The 17,470-nt window shown below is 69.4% G+C and carries 13 protein-coding genes, 1 pseudogene and 1 riboswitch; of the genes and pseudogenes, 4 read left to right on the plus strand and 10 right to left on the minus strand.

The annotated features are described in order from the left end of the window. Nucleotides 1-2: 2 nt before the first annotated feature. Entirely contained in the window at nt 3-878 is an 876-nt protein-coding gene (locus tag HLK59_RS08620) for a winged helix-turn-helix transcriptional regulator (RefSeq protein WP_171140686.1), read from the minus strand. A 98-nt stretch (nt 879-976) separates the two neighbouring features. Between HLK59_RS08620 and eno the strand changes: the two genes are divergently transcribed. Beyond that, nucleotides 977-2,263 carry a phosphopyruvate hydratase gene (gene eno / locus HLK59_RS08625; RefSeq protein ID WP_171140687.1) on the plus strand — a complete coding sequence of 429 codons (1,287 nt, stop codon included), beginning with the start codon at nt 977-979 and terminating at the stop codon, nt 2,261-2,263. A gap of 28 nt (nt 2,264-2,291) precedes the next feature. Here eno and modA read toward each other — a convergent pair. From modA to HLK59_RS08640, 3 genes and pseudogenes are all read right to left on the minus strand, one after another. Continuing rightward, nucleotides 2,292-3,062 (minus strand): annotated as a pseudogene (gene modA / locus HLK59_RS08630) (molybdate ABC transporter substrate-binding protein); the annotation flags it as partial. Beyond that, nucleotides 3,020-3,149, minus strand: a riboswitch (cobalamin riboswitch). Its footprint overlaps the pseudogene before it by 43 nt. A gap of 131 nt (nt 3,150-3,280) precedes the next feature. Beyond that, nucleotides 3,281-3,649 (minus strand): 6-carboxytetrahydropterin synthase, encoded by a 369-nt coding sequence (locus tag HLK59_RS08635; RefSeq protein WP_171140688.1) that lies wholly within the window; start codon nt 3,647-3,649, stop codon nt 3,281-3,283. 55 nt (nt 3,650-3,704) lie between these two features. Beyond that, entirely contained in the window at nt 3,705-6,395 is a 2,691-nt protein-coding gene (locus HLK59_RS08640; protein ID WP_346779677.1) for an AAA family ATPase, read from the minus strand. A 263-nt stretch (nt 6,396-6,658) separates the two neighbouring features. On the opposite strand from HLK59_RS08640, the gene HLK59_RS08645 reads away from it, so the two are divergent. Then, nucleotides 6,659-7,552: a hypothetical protein gene (locus HLK59_RS08645; RefSeq protein WP_171140690.1), complete on the plus strand. Its 894-nt coding sequence runs from the start codon at nt 6,659-6,661 to the stop codon at nt 7,550-7,552. Between the two features lie 209 nt (nt 7,553-7,761). Here HLK59_RS08645 and HLK59_RS08650 read toward each other — a convergent pair whose 3' ends face one another. Together HLK59_RS08650 and HLK59_RS08655 are read right to left on the minus strand one after the other, a co-directional pair. Further along, nucleotides 7,762-9,090 (minus strand): class I SAM-dependent RNA methyltransferase, encoded by a 1,329-nt coding sequence (locus HLK59_RS08650; RefSeq protein WP_171140691.1) that lies wholly within the window; start codon nt 9,088-9,090, stop codon nt 7,762-7,764. Nucleotides 9,091-9,191: 101 nt separating this feature from the next. Next, a complete protein-coding gene (locus HLK59_RS08655) occupies nt 9,192-11,240 on the minus strand; it encodes an APC family permease (RefSeq protein ID WP_171140692.1) in 2,049 nt (682 codons plus the stop codon). A gap of 383 nt (nt 11,241-11,623) precedes the next feature. Here HLK59_RS08655 and HLK59_RS08660 point away from each other — a divergent pair, with 383 nt between their 5' ends. Then, nucleotides 11,624-12,295: a TrkA family potassium uptake protein gene (locus HLK59_RS08660; RefSeq protein WP_171140693.1), complete on the plus strand. Its 672-nt coding sequence runs from the start codon at nt 11,624-11,626 to the stop codon at nt 12,293-12,295. Continuing rightward, nucleotides 12,295-12,969, plus strand: a complete 675-nt coding sequence (locus tag HLK59_RS08665; RefSeq protein WP_171140694.1) for a TrkA family potassium uptake protein — start codon at nt 12,295-12,297, stop codon at nt 12,967-12,969. Before HLK59_RS08660 ends, HLK59_RS08665 begins: the two co-directional genes overlap by 1 nt. A gap of 60 nt (nt 12,970-13,029) precedes the next feature. Here HLK59_RS08665 and HLK59_RS08670 read toward each other — a convergent pair whose 3' ends face one another. Genes HLK59_RS08670 through HLK59_RS08685 form a run of 4 tightly spaced genes read right to left on the minus strand, consistent with a single transcriptional unit; the run spans nt 13,030 to nt 17,426 of the window. Further along, the gene (locus HLK59_RS08670; RefSeq protein WP_171140695.1) at nt 13,030-13,752 is read right to left on the minus strand and encodes a DUF3159 domain-containing protein; all 723 of its coding nucleotides are present in this window, start codon (nt 13,750-13,752) and stop codon (nt 13,030-13,032) included. Between the two features lie 3 nt (nt 13,753-13,755). Further along, complete coding sequence (locus tag HLK59_RS08675) at nt 13,756-14,154, minus strand: OB-fold nucleic acid binding domain-containing protein (protein ID WP_046257102.1); 399 nt, start codon at nt 14,152-14,154, stop codon at nt 13,756-13,758. Between the two features lie 45 nt (nt 14,155-14,199). Continuing rightward, the gene (locus HLK59_RS08680; RefSeq protein ID WP_171140696.1) at nt 14,200-14,886 is read right to left on the minus strand and encodes a response regulator; all 687 of its coding nucleotides are present in this window, start codon (nt 14,884-14,886) and stop codon (nt 14,200-14,202) included. After that, the gene (locus HLK59_RS08685; RefSeq protein ID WP_171140697.1) at nt 14,883-17,426 is read right to left on the minus strand and encodes a sensor histidine kinase KdpD; all 2,544 of its coding nucleotides are present in this window, start codon (nt 17,424-17,426) and stop codon (nt 14,883-14,885) included. Before HLK59_RS08685 ends, HLK59_RS08680 begins: the two co-directional genes overlap by 4 nt. Nucleotides 17,427-17,470: the final 44 nt, after the last annotated feature.

Here is a 17,470-nt window from a genome sequence, read left to right on the forward strand (position 1 = left end):
CTTCAGGGGATGGACGGACGGGTGCGGGCAAAGTCCGCAGCCAGACGCAGGGTCTCGGCGACCGCCTGCGGGATGTCGACGACGGGGAACAGGGTGTGGCGTACGGTCCGTTCGGCGTCGGCGATCAGGATCAGGCGCTTGTGGCGGAGCCGGCCCGCGCCGCGGAACACCGGCAGCCGCAGGGCCGCCGCCAACTGGTGGGCCGCGTCGGAGAGAAGCGGGAACGGGACGTCCTCCGCCTTGGCGAACTGCTCCTGCTCGTAGGTGAGTTGGGTGCTGATCCCGCGTACGGCCACGTCCGCTCGCCGGAAATCCGGCCAGGCGTCGCGGAAGTGCCGGTTCTCCAGGGTGCAGCCAGAGGCTCCGGGAATCGGCGGCTCGCCCCAGTCGACGCCCGTGCCGGGGTAGGTGAACAGCACGGTGGCGCGGGAGTCCGGCGGGACGAGGGGCTCCTGCCGCGTGCCGGGCAGTTCAAGGTCGTCCGGCAGACGGGTACCTGCCAGGGCATGCACGCGCGCGTGCTCGGCGCCGTCCGCCTCCGCTGTCGCGGTGAGGCTCCCGTCGCCCAGCACCCACCGGTCGCCCCAGTCCTGCATCGCGACCAGCACCGGCACCAGCGCGATACCGGCGTCGGTGAGCAGGTACTCGTAGCGCACCGGCCGCCGCTGGTAGAGGCTGCGGCGCAGCACCCCGCGCTGCACGAGCCTGCCGAGCCGTTCGGTGAGGACGTTGCGGGAGAGGCCGATCTCGGCGGCCAGTGCGTCGAAACGGACATGCCCGCGGGCGATCTCCCGCAGCACGAGCACGTTCCACCAGTCCCCCAGGACGACGGCTGCCTGGGCGATGCCGCAGGTCTCGTCGGCGTTGTGCATCCTCATGAGCCCATAGTAGGTTCTCTTTCAGGACTCACTTTGTTTCTTGCGGGAACTTAACTCCGTCGTGACCAGCACGCGGACCGAACGTGAGGAGTCACACCGTGCCCGTCGTCATCAGCCAGGTGGTCGGACGAGAGATCCTCGACAGCCGGGGCAACCCCACCGTCGAAGTCGACGTCGTCCTCTCCGACGGATCACTCGGCCGGGCAGCCGTACCGTCCGGCGCCTCCACCGGGGCCCGTGAGGCGGTGGAACTGCGCGACGGCGACCCGGCCCGCTTCCACGGCAAGGGGGTTCGGCGGGCCGTGGACGCGGTCAACGACTCCATCTCCGACGCGGTGGTCGGCCTGTCCGCCGACGACCAGGCGACCGTCGACGCCGCCCTGATCGACCTGGACGGCACCGCCGACAAGAGCCGCCTCGGCGCCAACGCCATCCTCGGCGTCTCCCTGGCCACCGCCAAGGCCGCAGCGGCCTCCCACCGGCTGCCGCTGTACCGCTACGTCGGCGGAGTCGACGCCCGCCTGCTCCCCGTCCCGATGATGAACATCGTCAACGGCGGCGCCCACGCGGACAATCCGCTGGACTTCCAGGAATTCATGATCGCCCCGATCGGCGCCTCGACCTTCGCCGAGGCCGTCCGGATGGGCTCGGAGGTCTTCCACACCCTGCGCGCCAGCCTGCTCGCCGCCGGCCACAGCGTGAACGTCGGCGACGAGGGCGGCTTCGCACCCGACCTGCGTACCGCCGAGGAGGCCCTGGACTTCGTCGTACGGGCCGTCGAGCAGACCGGCTACAAGCCCGGCAGTGACATCACGATCGTGATCGACCCGGCAAGCTCGGAGTTCTTCCACGACGGCGTGTACGACTACGCGGGCGAGGGCGTGCGTCGTACCCCCGTCGAACACGCCGCATACCTGGCGGGGTTGGTCGACCGTTATCCCGTGGCCTCCATCGAGGACCCGATGGCCGAGGACGACCACGCGGGCTGGCGCGACCTGACCGCCCGGCTCGGCGACCGCTGTCAGCTCACCGGCGACGACGTCTTCTGCACCAACGAGACCCTGCTGCGGGCCGGCATCCGCGACGGCATCGCCAACTCCGTCCTGGTGAAGGTCAACCAGATCGGCACCCTCACCGAGACCCTGGCCACCGTCGCCACCGCCCACCGCGCGGGCTACACCGTCGTCATGTCCCACCGCTCCGGCGAGACCGAGGACACCACCATCGCCGACCTCGCCGTCGCCACCGGCTGCGGCCAGATCAAGACCGGATCGCTGTCCCGCGCCGACCGGACCGCCAAATACAACCAACTCATCCGCATTGAAGAGGAGTTGGGCACCCAGGCACGCTACGCGGGCGCCGCTGCTCTCGGGTTGCGCCGCTGAGAGCGGCGCAACCCTCGAAGACCCGGCCTCACGGGTTGAGGAAGCCGGCTGCGGTCAGGACCTTCTGGCCTTCGGTGGACTGCACGAGCGCGATGAACGCCTCGGCGGTCGCGGTGTTCTTGGATTCCTTGAGCAGAGTGATGGGGTAGTCGTTGATGGCGTCGGCGGACTCGGGGAACTCCACGCCTTCCACCTTGTCACCGGCTGCCTTGACGTCGGTCTTGTAGACGACGGCGGCGTCGGCCTCCTTCAGGACGACCTTGTTGAGGGCGGACTTGACGTCCTCCTCGTAGGAGACCGGCGTGAGCTTCAGCTTGCTGGCGTCCAGGGCCTTCTGCGCGGCGGCCCCGCACGGCACCTCCTTGTCGCACAGGACGACCTTCAGGTCGGAGTTCGTGAGGTCCTTCAGCGAGTCGACCTTGTCGGGGTTGCCCGGCAGGGTGGCGATCTCCAGCTGGTTGCGGACGAAGGTGGCGGGCGTACCGGAGTTGTCGCCGGCGTCCGTGACGATCTTCATCGTCTTGGGGCTGGCGGAGGCGAAGACGTCCGCCGGGGCGCCGCCGGTGATGGACGCGGCCAGGGAGTCGCTGCCGCCGAAGCTGAAGGTGACCTTCGTGCCCGGGTGGGCCTCCTCGAACTCCTTGCCCAAGGTCTCGAAGCTCTCCTTGAGGGAGGCCGCGGCGAACACCGTGATGTCACCGGAGATCTTCGTCGAGGCCGACGCCGACGGGTCCGACTTCGCGGAGCCGGAGTCGTCGGAGGACGAACAGGCACTCCGGGTATCCCGACTCGCGGCCCCAGTGGACCACTCACGGTTGCAGGTCAGCGCCGGACTTTCACCGGCTTCCCCCAGTCGCGCGCCTGTGCAGTTGTGGGTTTGCCTTACGCGTAGGTACTCACCGGCTGGTGCCGTACCGGACACGAAGTCCTGGAATCCTAGGACGAGTCGAAGCGACTCGCCAGAGTGCAGCGATCGTAGACCGCCCCCTCGCTCCTCGAGGCGTCAGCGAGCGCGGATCACTCCGGCCGGTATTCGGCCCAGGTCTTGGGTGTCTCGGAGACCCTGACCGCTGTCAGCTCCGGGAAGCGCTCGGTCCAGAGGTCGAAGATCCATACGGCGAGATTCTCCGCCGACGGCGAGACACCCCCCCCCATCGCCTCATTCAGGTGACGGTGGTCGAGGGTGTCCTCCATCCACTTCTTGAAGGCATCGAGCTCGTGGTAGTCGCGGACGAATCCCGCGTCGCTGAGGTCCTCACGGCGAGCGGACAGCTCCAGGACGACGACGTAGTTGTGGCCATGCATCCGGGCGCACTGATGCCAGCTCGGCAGCCGGTCGAGGACGTGGCTGGCCGAGAAGTGGAACTCCTTGGTGATCCTCAGCATGACCACTCCAGTGTGCCACCTGCCGCCGACGGCTCTGGCCGACCGTTCGCCCTGGTCAACGCCCCACCCCTTCGCCCTCAAAGATCGCAACGTTCAGGGAGACCGTCGTGAGAAAGCGGTCACGCAGCGGGCCGGCGGCAATCAGGTCCGCCTTCCGGGCGACTTCTCGTCGAGCGCGCTCAAGAAGTGCCTGGGCTTGCTCCTGCGCGCCGCCTGCCGCCAGCACGACGGCGGAGTGGTAAAGCACTTCCTCCGTGCGCAGGGCAGGCATGTCCCCCACCTCGTCCAGGATGCGAACGGCCTGGCGGGCTTGGTCCTGGGCGGCGACGGTGTCGCCCTGCCGGAGCAGGATGCGGCTGCGCAGGGAATGCGCGGCGATCTCGCTGCGGATCATGCCGCTGCGCTGGGTCTCGACACCGGTGGCGACCGCCAGACGGTCCGCCTGGTCCAGAAGCGCCCCCGGGGCGCCTGCGGCAGCGAGCAGGATCTCGGCGTACAGGTTGCGGACGATGGGCACCAGGTTGGCCAGCCAGGTCCGCTCCGTCTCCGCCCAGGCGTCGGCGATCAGCTCGAGTGCCTCATCACGCCTCGTCGGCTGCTCGACCAGGAGTCGGGCGAGCAGCGCCTGGTTGTAGGCGTGCCAGCCGCTGTCGCCGCCGCGGCCGGCCTCGAAGTCGAGCGCCTCGCCCAGGACCTCTTCGGCTTCCTGGTAGGCGCCGAGCCCCGCGTACACCTGCGCCAGGTAGTTGAGCGCTATGGGCAGCTCGGCCTTCAGGGGTTCGTCGCGCAGCCGCTGAACGCAGCGGTTCAGTCTGGTCAGAGCATCACCGAGGTGGCCACTGTCGAAAAGGGTGACACCCAACTGCATCTCGCCCAGGTTGCGGGCATGCTGGAGCACCGGGTCGTCGGTGCCACCAAGACGCGGATCGGAGCCGTACATGCGCTCGGCTTCCTGGAGCTGGGCCAGGCCATCGGCCAGCCGCCGCTTGGACACCTGCCGTCCGTACTCGACCCGGGCGACGAACAGCGCGACCGGATCGCCGTGCCGCTCGGCAAGCTCCACTGCCGCTCGAAGCTTTTCCAACGACGGGACCAAGCCCTGCGTGGCAAGCAGGGTCTTGCCCCGCAACAGGGTCGTTCGGATCGCCAGTTCGGGGGTGCCGCAACGCACAGCCGCTGCTTCGGCCTCTGCCGCCAGGGCGTCGATGTCGGGCCCGCCTGCCGAACGGTGCTGGCCGCGCCAGCGCACCTCTGTCAGCGACAGCAGCAGCTCGACGGCATGGACCAGCCAACGGTCCCGGTTCTCGTCGTGCGCGGGCAGGTCCCGGACCGCCTTGATCACTTCTTCGCAGTGCCGCTCCGCCTCAGCGAACGACAAGCCCTCCAGCGCGGCGTCCCGGGCCAGTCCGTAGTGAGCCTCTGCCGAGGCGATGAGGCATTCGGCGCCTCCGTTGCGCAGATGGCGGGCGATCTCCAACCGACGTTCCAGTGGCATACCGTCTCGCGGACCGGCGCTGAGGGCCTCCGCGATACGTGCGTGTCTGGACCGCTTCTGCTGCGGGGTCTGCTGGTCGTACACCACGCCCCACAGGGCACTGTGCTCGAAGCGGTAGCAGTCCGAGGCGTCCATGCGTGCCCACGCGGGAGGCTCGGCAGGCGCGATGAGTCTTTGCTGAGCGGCGATGAGCCTCAGCCGTTCCATCACGTCGTCGTGCGGCACGCCCTTGGCCTCCGCGACCGTACGCGACAAGAACGTCTCGCCCTGGGCCGCTCCGATCATGAGCAGCTCGCGGTCCGGTTCGGTGAGAGTCCGGAGCCGGTCCTCCACCACGCGCGAGAGACTGCGAGGCAGTTCGACGGCGGATCCGTTGGCGGGGCGCCACTCCTCCAGGCACAGGGTGACGAAGATGGCATGGCCGTCGGTCAACCGGCTGAGCCGCTCGGACAGTGCCGACGGCGCGTCAGGATGCCGAGAGCGGACCAACTCGTCCACCGCGTCCGACGGTAGGCCGTCCAACTGACGCCGGTGTACCAGACCGTGCTGCGCCCAGTCATGCAACAGGTCCTCGACGGCGGATCCCGGACCGTCGGCGTACGCCCCGTCCGTCGTATGGCCGAACACCACTCCGAGCGGTTCGCCGGGCAAGCGTCGCAGCAACCGGTCGAGGACCAACAGGCTGCTGGGATCGGCGTACTGGATGTCGTCGATGAGCAACACCGTGGGCGCGCCCTGCCGAACCAGATCCACCAGCGCATCCACGATCTGCGCAGCGGCACCCTGCTGGAACGGCAACAGGCTGTCGAACGGCATCGATCCCGAGGCCAGCGACGCTTCGGTGACCTCCTTGCCCAGGGTGAACAGCGCACCCAGCCCGGGCACGATCGACGACAGCACTTCCGGCGCGGAGCGGACGATTCCCTGGCCCGTGAAGTTCAGCAGCTTGCGGAAGACACCGGGCTGTCTGACCTCCTGCCCCTCAGCCAACTGCAGGAGCAGTTCGACGATCGCCCCATAGTGCAGCCCTGGTCCGATGGACGGCTGGCACCGTACGGACACGACACGGCAGACGCTCGGTCCCACAGAGGCTGTGATCTGCCCCTCGAACGCCCGCAGCAACGCCGACTTGCCCATGCCCGAGACGCCGTCGACCACGATGGCCCGCCCGCCGCGCCCCTCGGTCACATCCGCCATCAGCGTGTGCAGCTCACCCATGTGCTCCACACGGTCGACAAACCCGGTCCGCACACCAGCCCCCGTCTCAGCCGTCCGTCACGGAACTTCCGCACCCGTGCTGTCACTTGGCGTCCACCGTAGATCATCCACAGACCGGCTCCCAGGCCCGGCACGACCTCAACCGTCTCGCCTTCCACGCTGCGGAGCCGAGAACCGGGACCCCAGCCTGACGGCAACGGGCACGGCACAAAGGAGCTTCCCGACTTTACGCAGAGCCATCAGCCGGGCCGGAGAAACCTGGGTGCGTGAACGTTCCCCGACGAAAGGGAAGCACCATGGTGCTCAACTCAGTTCGCGCGACATCAGTCAACGACCACACATGTGCGGAACAGCATGGCGCCGAGCCGGCCGCCAGCACGTCCCCGCTCCGCGCACATGACGCGTGGACCCTGCCGATCGAGGTCCTACGGGACGCCCTGGACGCGGAGTTCTTCGAAGATGAGCTGTTCGACGACATCCAGGCGGTACTCATCTCGTGTGACGACCTGCTCTTCCTCGCCACCGTCCCGGGACTCCCCGAAGCGGAGAGGAGTCACCTGCTGCGGTTCCTCTTCTCGGAGCACATCAGTCACAGCTGGGCTGTCGTCACACTGGATTCGGCTCGAACGGCGAAGGTCTCCAAGACTCTCGGAGCCACGGAGGGCCCGGAGGATGCCCCTCCCGACGCACACCTGCGGCGAGTCACCGACGCCCGCCGGCTCTACGAAGGATCACAGTGGGCCCCGCTGCACGGCTGGCGTGACGACGACGAGGTGATCACAGCACTTCGCGCGCTGATCACCGACTCGCTGGACGGGACAGCCGAGGACATCCCGGAAGACGTGTATCCCCTGCCCGAAGGCGTGGGAGCCGCGGTCACGATCGGATACGACGAACAAGGAGAGCCACACCCCCTGGTCTGGGTCCGCACGGACATCCCCAGCGGGCTACGCGCAGACCTGTGGGGATTCTGCGTCGCCCTGTCCGCCAGCCCCGACAAGGCCGGAGCCGAACCCGACGAGAACGGTGTCTACTACGTAGGCATGGAACGCTCACCGGTCACCGGCCCGGGCCTGCCTCTGCTCGCCGCCCTCACGGTTCAGCGGGTGGGGCGTCGCCCCGGGGACTGCGACTTCGCTCTCCTCGACCCCGTCGTCCAGGACGCTGCATCGCAGCCCGAGGCGGCTTGAGACGGGCACCCGGTGCGGTCCGCGACACACCGCAGGACCGCACCGGGCCTGTCACCCCAAGCGTCCGTCAGATCACCTGACCAGCGACGCAACACACCTGACACCCCATCAGAACGAGCGTCAAATGAGCGTCACGAGCGTCATTTCGGCGTCAAGATATCGCCCGTAACGCCCACACCGCACATAATGCGCGCCAGCAAAACCGCAGCTCAGGAGCGCTTCGAGGCCGGTTCAAGGATCGCCACGCACTCCATGTGATGAGTCATCGGGAACAGATCGAACACCCGCAACGACCGCACCCGGTACCCCCCGTCCCGGAAGTACCCGAGGTCCCGGGCCAGCGCGGCGGGATCGCACGCGACGTAAGCGATCCGCCGCGCCCCCAGCGACGACATGTGCTCGACCGTCTTGCGCCCCGCGCCCGCGCGCGGCGGGTCCAGGACGATCAGGTCGACCTCGGTGATCCCGGTGCGCGGGAGGACGGACTCGACCTTGCCCTGTTCGATGCGGACGCGGTCGAAGGCCGCGAGGTTGTGCCGGGCGTCCTCCACCGCGCGCTTGCCGGACTCGATGCCGAGGACGGCGCCCTTGTCGCCGAGCCGGTCGGCGAGGGCGCCCGCGAAGAGACCCACACCGCAGTACAGGTCCAGCGCCATCTCGCCCTTGCGCGGCAGCAGGCCCTGCATGACCGCGGTCACCAGGGTGTCGGCGGCCTTCGGATGGACCTGCCAGAAGCCGCCGCTGCCCACCCGGTGCGTACGGCCGTCGGCCCGCTCCCGCACGAAGGCGCGGCCGTGGACGCGGTGGATGCCGCCGTCCTTCTCCTCGACGCGCATGACGGAGACGGGCTTGTCGAGCTCGACCAGCGGGAGCCGGGCGCCCGGCCGCGGCTCCAGGATCACCATGCGGTCCTGCGAACCCGTCGCCGCGATCACGTCCACCGACGCCATCCCGGCCCAGTCACGTTCCTCGATGCCCAGCTCGCTGACGCCCGGCGCCGCGATCATGCAGTGCTCGATCGGCTCGACCTCGTGCGAGCGGTGGCGGCGGAGCCCCGCGTTGCCGTCGGCGTCCACCGCGTACTGCACCCGGGTCCGCCACTGCGGCACCTGGCCCGCCGGGAGCTTGTCGCCCTCGGCAGGCAGCACGGTGCCGTCCCAGCCGGCCTCCTCGGGGGTGAGCCCCGCGAGCCGCTGGAGCTGCTCGGCGACGACCTCGCCCTTGAGCCTGCGCTGGGCGCCCGGCTTGGCGTGCTGCCAGTCGCAGCCGCCGCAGCGGCATGGTCCCGCGTAGGGACAGGGCGCCTCGATCCGGTCCTTGGAGGCTTCCAGGATCTCGACGGCGTCCGCGCGCAGGAACCGGGCGCCCTCCTCACCGTCGGTCACCCGGGCCACGACCCGCTCACCGGGCAAGGTGTGCCGGACGAACAGCACCTGACCGTCGGACGTACGGGCGATGCAGTGCCCGCCGTGCGCGACGGGGCCCACCTCGACCTCGTAGTCGACCCCCACCAGTGATTTCTTCGGTTCTGCCTGCATGGCGGGGAGACTCCACAACGATCGAGTGAGGGATGGACCAACGGGACGCGCCGTCCGACGGAATCGGCCCACGGTACGGGGGCCGACCACAACCCACCACTCTACTTCGGTGTCGACGCCTCCTTCGCCCGCTCCTCCGCCGGCCCCCGCCGCACCGCACCCGGCGCGTTCCAGTCCTGCCGCTTGCGGGCCCGGTTCTTCGCCGCCTCGGACGACTGCAACTGGTAGGGCACCGAGGTCACCATGACCCCGGGCGTGAACAGCAGCCGGCCCTTGAGCCGCAGCGCGCTCTGGTTGTGCAGCAGATGCTCGTACCAGTGGCCGACCACGTACTCCGGGATGATCACGGACACCGCGTCCCGCGGCGACTCCTTGCGCAGCCCCTTCACGTACTCGATGACGGGCCGTGTGATCTCGCGGTACGGCGAGTCCAGGACCTTCAGCGGTACGTCGATCCCGCGCCGCTCCCACTCCTCGCGCAGCGCCTTGGTCTCCGCCGGGTCGACGTTGACACTCAGGGCTTCCAGCGTGTCCGAGCGCATCAGCTTGGCGTACGCCAGCGCCCGCAGCGTGGGACGGTGGATCTTGGAGATGAGCACGACGGAGTGGACGCGGGACGGCCGTACGCTGTCGTCGCTCGGGCCCTCGGGGGCCGCGATCTCCTCGGCCACCCGGTCGTAGTGCTTACGGATCGCCGACATCGTCGCGTAGAAGATCACCATGCCGAGCAGGGCGACCCAGGCGCCGTGGGTGAACTTGGTGACCAGGACGACGATCAGCACCAGGCCGGTGAAGAAGGCGCCGAAGGTGTTGATGGCGCGGGAGCGGACCATGTGGCGGCGCTTGGCCGGGTCCTTCTCGGTGGCCAGATGGCGGTTCCAGTGCCGGACCATGCCGGTCTGGCTGAGCGTGAAGGACACGAACACGCCGACGATGTAGAGCTGGATCAGACGGGTCGAGTCGGCGCCGTAGATCCACACCAGCAGTCCGGCGGCGCCGGCCAGCAGCACGATGCCGTTGGAGAACGCGAGGCGGTCGCCGCGGGTGTGCAGCTGGCGCGGGAGGTAGCGGTCCTGGGCGAGGATCGAGCCGAGCAGCGGGAAGCCGTTGTACGCCGTGTTGGCGGCGAGGAACAGCACCAGCGCGGTGGCCGCGGCCAGGACGATGAACAGGAAGCTGCCCTTGCCGAAGACGGCCTCGGCGACCTGGGAGATCACCGGGTTCTGGACGTAGTCGGAGCCGATGGCGGCACCGTTCTTCAGCAGGTCCACGGCCGGGTTCTCGGCCATGCGGACCTTGGTCACCATGGCCAGCGCGATGATGCCGCAGAACATGGTGACGGCGAGCAGACCCATCGCCGCGAGCGTGGTGGCGGCGTTCTTCGACTTGGGCTTGCGGAAGGCCGGGACGCCGTTGGAGATCGCCTCGACGCCGGTGAGCGCGGCACAGCCGGAGGAGAAGGCGCGCAGCAGCAGGAAGACCAGGGCGAAGCCCGCCAGGCCCTGGTGCTCGGCCTTGATCTCGTACGAGGCCGTCGGCGCCCGCATGGTCTCGTCGAGGACCAGTCCGCGGAAGGCGCCCCACGCGATCATGATGAAGACGCCCACGACGAAGACGTACGTCGGGATCGCGAACAGCGAGCCGGACTCCTTCACGCCCCGCAGGTTCATCAGCGTGAGCAGCACGATCACGGCGATCGCGCAGAGCACCTTGTGCTCGACGACGAAGGGCACCGCGGAGCCGAGGTTCTCGATGCCGGAGGAGATCGAGACGGCGACGGTCAGGACGTAGTCGACGAGCAGGGCGCTGGCGACGGTGAGGCCGGCCTTGGGACCGAGGTTGGTGTTGGCCACCTCGTAGTCACCGCCGCCGCTCGGGTAGGCGTGGACGTTCTGTCGGTAGGAGGCGACCACCGTGAACATCAGCACGACGACCGCGACGGCGATCCAGGGGCTGAAGTGGTAGGCCGACACACCCGCGATGGACAGGACCAGCAGCACCTCGCCGGGCGCGTACGCCACGGAGGAGAGCGGGTCGGAGGCGAAGACGGGGAGGGCGATGCGCTTCGGCAGGAGCGTTTCCCCCAGCCGGTCACTGCGCAGTGCGCGCCCGATCAGAATCCGCTTGGGCACGTCGGTCAGTTTGGACACGACAGAACATCGTAGGCGTTCGAACGGGTGCCCAGCCACCCGCCACCCCGCTTCTGCCCTCCGGGTGAAAACGCGAGGCGCCCCGGCTGCGGATTCCGCAGGCGGCCGGATGCGCATGCCTATATGACAAGAACCCGTCTGCCGCCGCCCCTTGGAGGTTCCATGCACGCCACCGCAGAGCTGATCGGTGCCGCCGCCGCGCTCGTCGGCCTCGGAATCCTGACTCTTGTCAGCGTCCGCAGCATCAGCCGCCGCTGATCGTCCCGTTCTCCGGGACAACCGTGCACAGGGGTGCCGCCGTCCTACCGTGCGTGTGTAGCTTGGGCGACGGTCTGAGACCCTGATGGGGCTGAGCAGTATCTCTTGACACCGGAAGGACGGTCGTGCACATCGTCATCATGGGCTGCGGGCGAGTGGGTTCCGCTCTCGCGCAGACCCTGGAGCAACAGGGGCACACGGTCGCCGTGATCGACCAGGACCCCACCGCCTTCCGACGACTGGGCTCCGGATTCGGAGGCCGGCGTGTCACCGGAGTCGGCTTCGACCAGGACACTCTGCGCGAGGCGGGCATCGAGGAGGCCGGCGCCTTCGCCGCCGTCTCCAGCGGCGACAACTCCAACATCATCGCCGCCCGGGTGGCGCGCGAGATGTTCGGCATCGAGAACGTCGCGGCCCGGATCTACGACCCCCGCCGCGCCGAGGTCTACCAGCGCCTGGGCATCCCGACGGTGGCCACGGTCCGCTGGACGGCCGACCAGATGCTGCGCCGGCTGCTGCCCTCGGGTGCCGAGCCGCTGTGGCGCGACCCCACGGGTGGTGTCCAGCTGGCCGAGGTGCACACCTCCGCCTCCTGGGTGGGCCAGCGGATCAGCCGGCTCCAGGAGGAGACGGGCGTCCGTGTGGCGTTCCTGACCCGCCTCGGCGAGGCGATCCTGCCCAGCTCGCAGACGGTGTTGCAGGAGGGTGACCTGGTGCACGTGATGATGCGCACCGACGAGGTCGACAAGGTCGAGGCGGCGTTCGCCAAGGGTCCCGAAGAGGAGAGCGGTCACTGATGAGGGTCGCCATTGCCGGTGCCGGTGCGGTGGGCCGCTCGATCGCGGGCGAACTGCTGGAGAACGGCCACGAGGTCCTGCTCATCGACAAGGCGCCCACCGCCATCTCGGTCGAGCGCGTCCCCCAGGCGGAGTGGCTGCTGGCCGACGCCTGTGAGATCACCTCCCTGGACGAGGCGGCGCTCCAGCGCTGCAACGTGGCGATCGCCGCGACGGGCGACGACAAGGTGAACCTGGTCGTCTCCCTGCTGGCGAAGACGGAGTACGGCGTCCCGCGCGTCGTCGCCCGGGTGAACAACCCGAAGAACGAGTGGCTCTTCAACGAGTCCTGGGGCGTGGACGTCGCCGTCTCCACCCCGCGTCTGATGTCGGCCCTGGTCGAGGAGGCGGTGAGCGTCGGCGACCTGGTCCGCCTCCTCCGCTTCAGCCATGGTGACGCCAACCTCGTCGAGCTGACCCTGCCCGAGGAGTCGGCCCTGGCCGGCACCCAGGTCGGCGACGTCGAGTGGCCGCAGGACACGTCCCTGGTGACGATCATCCGCGGCAACCGTGTCCTCACCCCGACCCAGGACGACTCCCTGGAGGCCGGCGACGAACTCCTCTTCGTGGCCGCCCCGGCCCGCGAGGAGCAGCTGGAGGACCTGCTGTCGGTGCGCAGGGAAGAAGCGAAGTAGGCGCTACGACGACGGAGGGCGCCCCGCGGATCCGCGGGGCGCCCTCCGTCGTCGTAGCGCCTACTGGGCCGGCCTGGCGGCCGCCTTGCGCTCTTCCTCCGCCTTCTCGGCGGCCTCCATCTCCGCGAACACGTCGATCGGAGCGGGCGCCTTCGCCAGGAAGACCCAGGTCAGCCAGACGGCGAGCAGGAAGGGCGGGATCTTCAGCGCGACCAGCACCCAGCCCAGCTGCGCGGTGTCGGCCCACCAGTACAGCGGGAAGAGGATCGCGCACTTGGCGAGGAGGATCGCGCCCCACGCGTAGCTGGCCTTGGCGTACGCCTTCTTGCGGCCCGGGTTGCGGGTGCGCCAGGAGAGGTTCTCCTTGAAGACCGGGCCGAGGATCAGACCGATCAGCGGGACCCCGCAGAGCGTGGTGATGATGTAGGCCAGGCCCAGGCCCAGCGTGTAGAGCATGCCGGGCAGGTAGAAGTCCTTGGCGTTGCCGGTCATCATCGCGAAGACGACACCGAAGGCGACGCCGAAGACACCGCTGAAGGCGTGCTTGACGGTGTCCTTCGTCACCAGGCGGACCACGACCAGGATCAGCGACACCGCGAGCGCGGCGATCGCGGACATGTGGAGGTCCTTGTTGATCGTGTAGATCGTGACGAAGAGGAGGCCGGGCACGACCGTCTCCACCATGCCCCGCAGGCCTCCGAAGGCCTCGAACAGCGCGGCCTCGGTCACCGCCCGGACGTCCTGCTGCTCAGTGTCTTCGGTCGGCTTGTCGAGCGACGTCACCGGCTACTCCCTACCGAGGGGTCTCAGTTCGTATTTCGGGTTGAACAGCACCCGGCGGCCCCGGCTCATCGAGATCCGGCCCGATGCGATCAGTTTGCGCCCCGGCTCGATCCCCACGATGGACCGCCTGCCGAGCCACACCACGTCCAGTGCGGCGGAGCCGTCGAACAGCTCGGCCTCCAGCGCGGGGACACCGGCTCGCGGGCGCAGCGTGACCGTGCGCAAGGTACCAGTAACGGTCACGATCTGTCGGTCGTGGCAGTCACCGATCTTGATGCAGCCCGCGGTCTCGGCGTCCTCCCGCAGCTCCTCCGACTCCAGGTCCTCCTGGGACGAGGAAAGCCTGTCGAGCATGCGCCGGAACCGGCCCACCGGCTTTTCGGAACGCGGAACAGCACTCATATGTGAAGCGTACCGGGGTGCACTGACACCTTCGTACCCGCGGTACTAGCCCTCGAACCGATAGCCCATACCAGGCTCCGTAACGAAGTGCCTGGGATGCGAGGGGTCCGCCTCCAGCTTCCTGCGCAGTTGTGCCATGTAGACGCGCAGGTAGTTCGTCTCGGTTCCGTACGAGGGCCCCCACACCTCCTGGAGCAGCTGTTTCTGGCTGACCAGCCGACCGGTGTTGCGCACCAGCACCTCCAGCAGATGCCATTCCGTGGGGGTGAGCCGTACGTCCTTGCCGGCCCGGTTGACCTTCTTCGCGGCGAGGTCGACGGTGAACTCCTCGGTCTCCACCGTCGTCACGTCGTCCTCGCCCGGTCCGACCGGCTCGGCCCGCCGGACCGCCGCCCGCAGCCGGGCCAGCAGCTCGTCCATGCCGAAGGGCTTGGTGACGTAGTCGTCGGCGCCCGCGTCGAGGGCCTGGACCTTCTCGTCGGAGGAGTGCCGCGCGGACAGCACCAGGATCGGCACCCGGGTCCAGCCGCGCAGGCCTCTGATGACCTCGACGCCGTCCATGTCGGGAAGGCCGAGGTCGAGGACGACCACGTCGGGGTGGCGGGCGGCGGCGAGCCGGAGGGCGGTGGCGCCGTCGTGGGCCGCGTCGACCTCGTACTTGCGGGCCTTGAGGTTGATCACGAGGGCGCGCACGATCTGCGGCTCGTCTTCGATCACGAGCACCCGGGTCATGTGACCTGCCTTTCGGGTTGTACGACCGGTTGTGGCTCAGGGTGTGATCCTGCCGCCCGGAGGGTGAGGACCATGGTCAGGCCGCCGCCCGGCGTGTCCTCGGCGTTCAGCGTGCCGCTCATCGCCTCGGCGAAGCCACGGGCGACCGCGAGGCCCAGTCCGACCCCGGCGCCGCGCGGGGCGTCGCCGTACCGCTGGAAGGGCGCGAAGATGCGCTCCTTGGCCTCGTCCGGGACGCCGGGGCCGCGGTCGACCACCCGGACCTCGACCCGGTCGGCGATGGCGCTGGCGGACACCAGGACGGCCTTGCCCCGGGGGCTGTACTTGACGGCGTTCTCGACGAGGTTGGCCACGGACCGCTCCAGCAGCCCGGGGTCCACGGCGACCATGGGCAGCGTCTCGGGGATGTCGAGCTCCACGCTGTCCTCGGGCACCCCGCCCAGCGCCATGGGGACGACCTCGTCGAGGTCGATCTCCCGGATCAGCGGGGTGACGGTGCCGGTCTGGAGCCGGGACATGTCCAGGAGGTTCCCGACGAGGTGGTCGAGCCGGTCGGCGCCCTCCTCGATGCCCTCCAGGAGCTCGGCCTGGTCCTCCTCGGACCACGCCACGTCATCGGAGCGCAGCGAGGACACCGCCGCCTTGATCCCGGCCAGCGGTGTCCGCAGGTCATGGCTCACGGCGGCCAGCAGCGCGGTCCGGATCCGGTTGCCCTCCGCGAGCGTGCGGGCCCGGTCGGCCTCCTCCTGGAGGCGCCGCCGGTCCAGCGCGACGGCCGCCTGCGCGGCGAAGGCGGCCAGCACCCGGCGGTCCTCGGCGGGCAGCACCCGGCCGATCAGAGCGAGGGCCATGTGGTCGCCGACCGGGACGTCCACGTCCGCGTCCTCCGGCCGCTCCACCGGGCGTCCGGGCCCGGCCCGGCCCGCGCAGGTCCACGGTTCGACATCGCTCGCGCGCTCCAGGAGGGCCGCCGACTCCATCCCGAAGGTCTCCCGGACCCGTTCGAGGAGTTCCTCCAGGCTGGTCTCGCCGCGCAGCACGTTGCCCGCGAGGAAGGAGAGGATCTCCGACTCGGCCCGAAGCCTGGCGGCCTGGTGGGTGCGCCGGGCCGCGAGGTCGACCACGGAGGCGACCGAAACGCCGACGCCGACGAAGATCGCGATGGCGACGATGTTCTTGGGGTCGGCGATGGTCCAGTGGTGCAGGGGCGGTGTGTAGAAGTAGTTCAGCAGCAGGGAGCCGACCGCGGCCGAGGCCAGCGCGGGCAGCAGTCCGCCGAGCAGGGCGGCCGCGACGGTCACGGTCAGGAACAGCAGCATGTCGTTGGCGAGGCCGAGGTCGACGGTGTTGAGCAGCACGGCCATGACCGGCGGGCCGACCACGCCGACCGCCCAGCCCCAGATGATCCGGGCCCGCCCGAGCCGCGCGCCCCGGGCGACGGGCAGTCCACGCCCCTTGGCGACCTCGTCGTGGGTGACGATGTGGACGTCCAGGTCGGGTCCGGACTCACGGGCGACCGTGGCGCCGACTCCGGGGCCGAAGACGTACTGCCAGGTCTTGCGGCGTGAGGATCCGAGGACGATCTGGGTGGCGTTGGCGCCGCGTGCGAAGTCGAGCAGCGCCGCGGGTATGTCGTCGCCGACGACATGGTGGAAGGTGCCGCCGAGGTCCTCGACGAGGGTGCGCTGGACGGCGAGTTCCTTGGGTGAGGCGGCGGTGAGTCCGTCGCTGCGGGCTATGTAGACGGCGAGCACTTCACCGCCGGCGCCCTTCTCGGCGAGCCGCGCGGCCCGCCGGATCAGGGTCCGCCCCTCCGGTCCCCCGGTCAGCCCGACCACGATCCGCTCCCGCGAACCCCAGATCTTCGAGACCCGGTGCTCGCTGCGGTACTGCTTCAGGTACTCGTCGACCCGGTCGGCCACCCACAGCAGCGCGAGTTCCCGCAGGGCGGTGAGATTGCCCGGCCGGAAGTAGTTCGACAGCGCCGCGTCGACCTTGTCGGACTGGTAGACGTTGCCGTGCGCCATCCGCCTGCGCAGCGCCTGCGGCGACATGTCGACCAGCTCGATCTGATCCGCCCGCCGCACCACCTCGTCCGGCACGGTCTCCCGCTGCCGCACCCCGGTGATCGACTCGACGACGTCCCCGAGCGACTCCAGATGCTGGATGTTCACCGTCGACACCACGTCGATCCCGGCCGCGAGGAGCTCCTCCACGTCCTGCCACCGCTTGGCGTTGCGGGAGCCGGGGACGTTGGTGTGGGCGAGTTCGTCCACCAGGGCGACGGCGGGGGCGCGGCGCAGCACGGCGTCCACGTCCATCTCGGTGAAGGCGCTCCCCCGGTACGCCAGCTCGCGGCGCGGGACCTGCTCCAGACCGTGCAGCATCACCTCGGTGCGCGGCCGGCCGTGATGCTCGACGAACGCCACGACGCAGTCGGTGCCCCGCTCGATCCGGCGGTGGGCCTCGGACAGCATCGCGTACGTCTTGCCGACGCCCGGTGCCGCACCGAGGTAGATCCGAAGCTTGCCGCGTCCCATGGGTCCTATTGTCTGCCGGTCACTGCTGCCTACGCAGCGTCGAC

It is taken from the genome of Streptomyces sp. S3(2020), from assembly GCF_013044505.1.
In the GTDB taxonomy this organism is placed as follows: Bacteria; Actinomycetota; Actinomycetes; order Streptomycetales; family Streptomycetaceae; genus Streptomyces.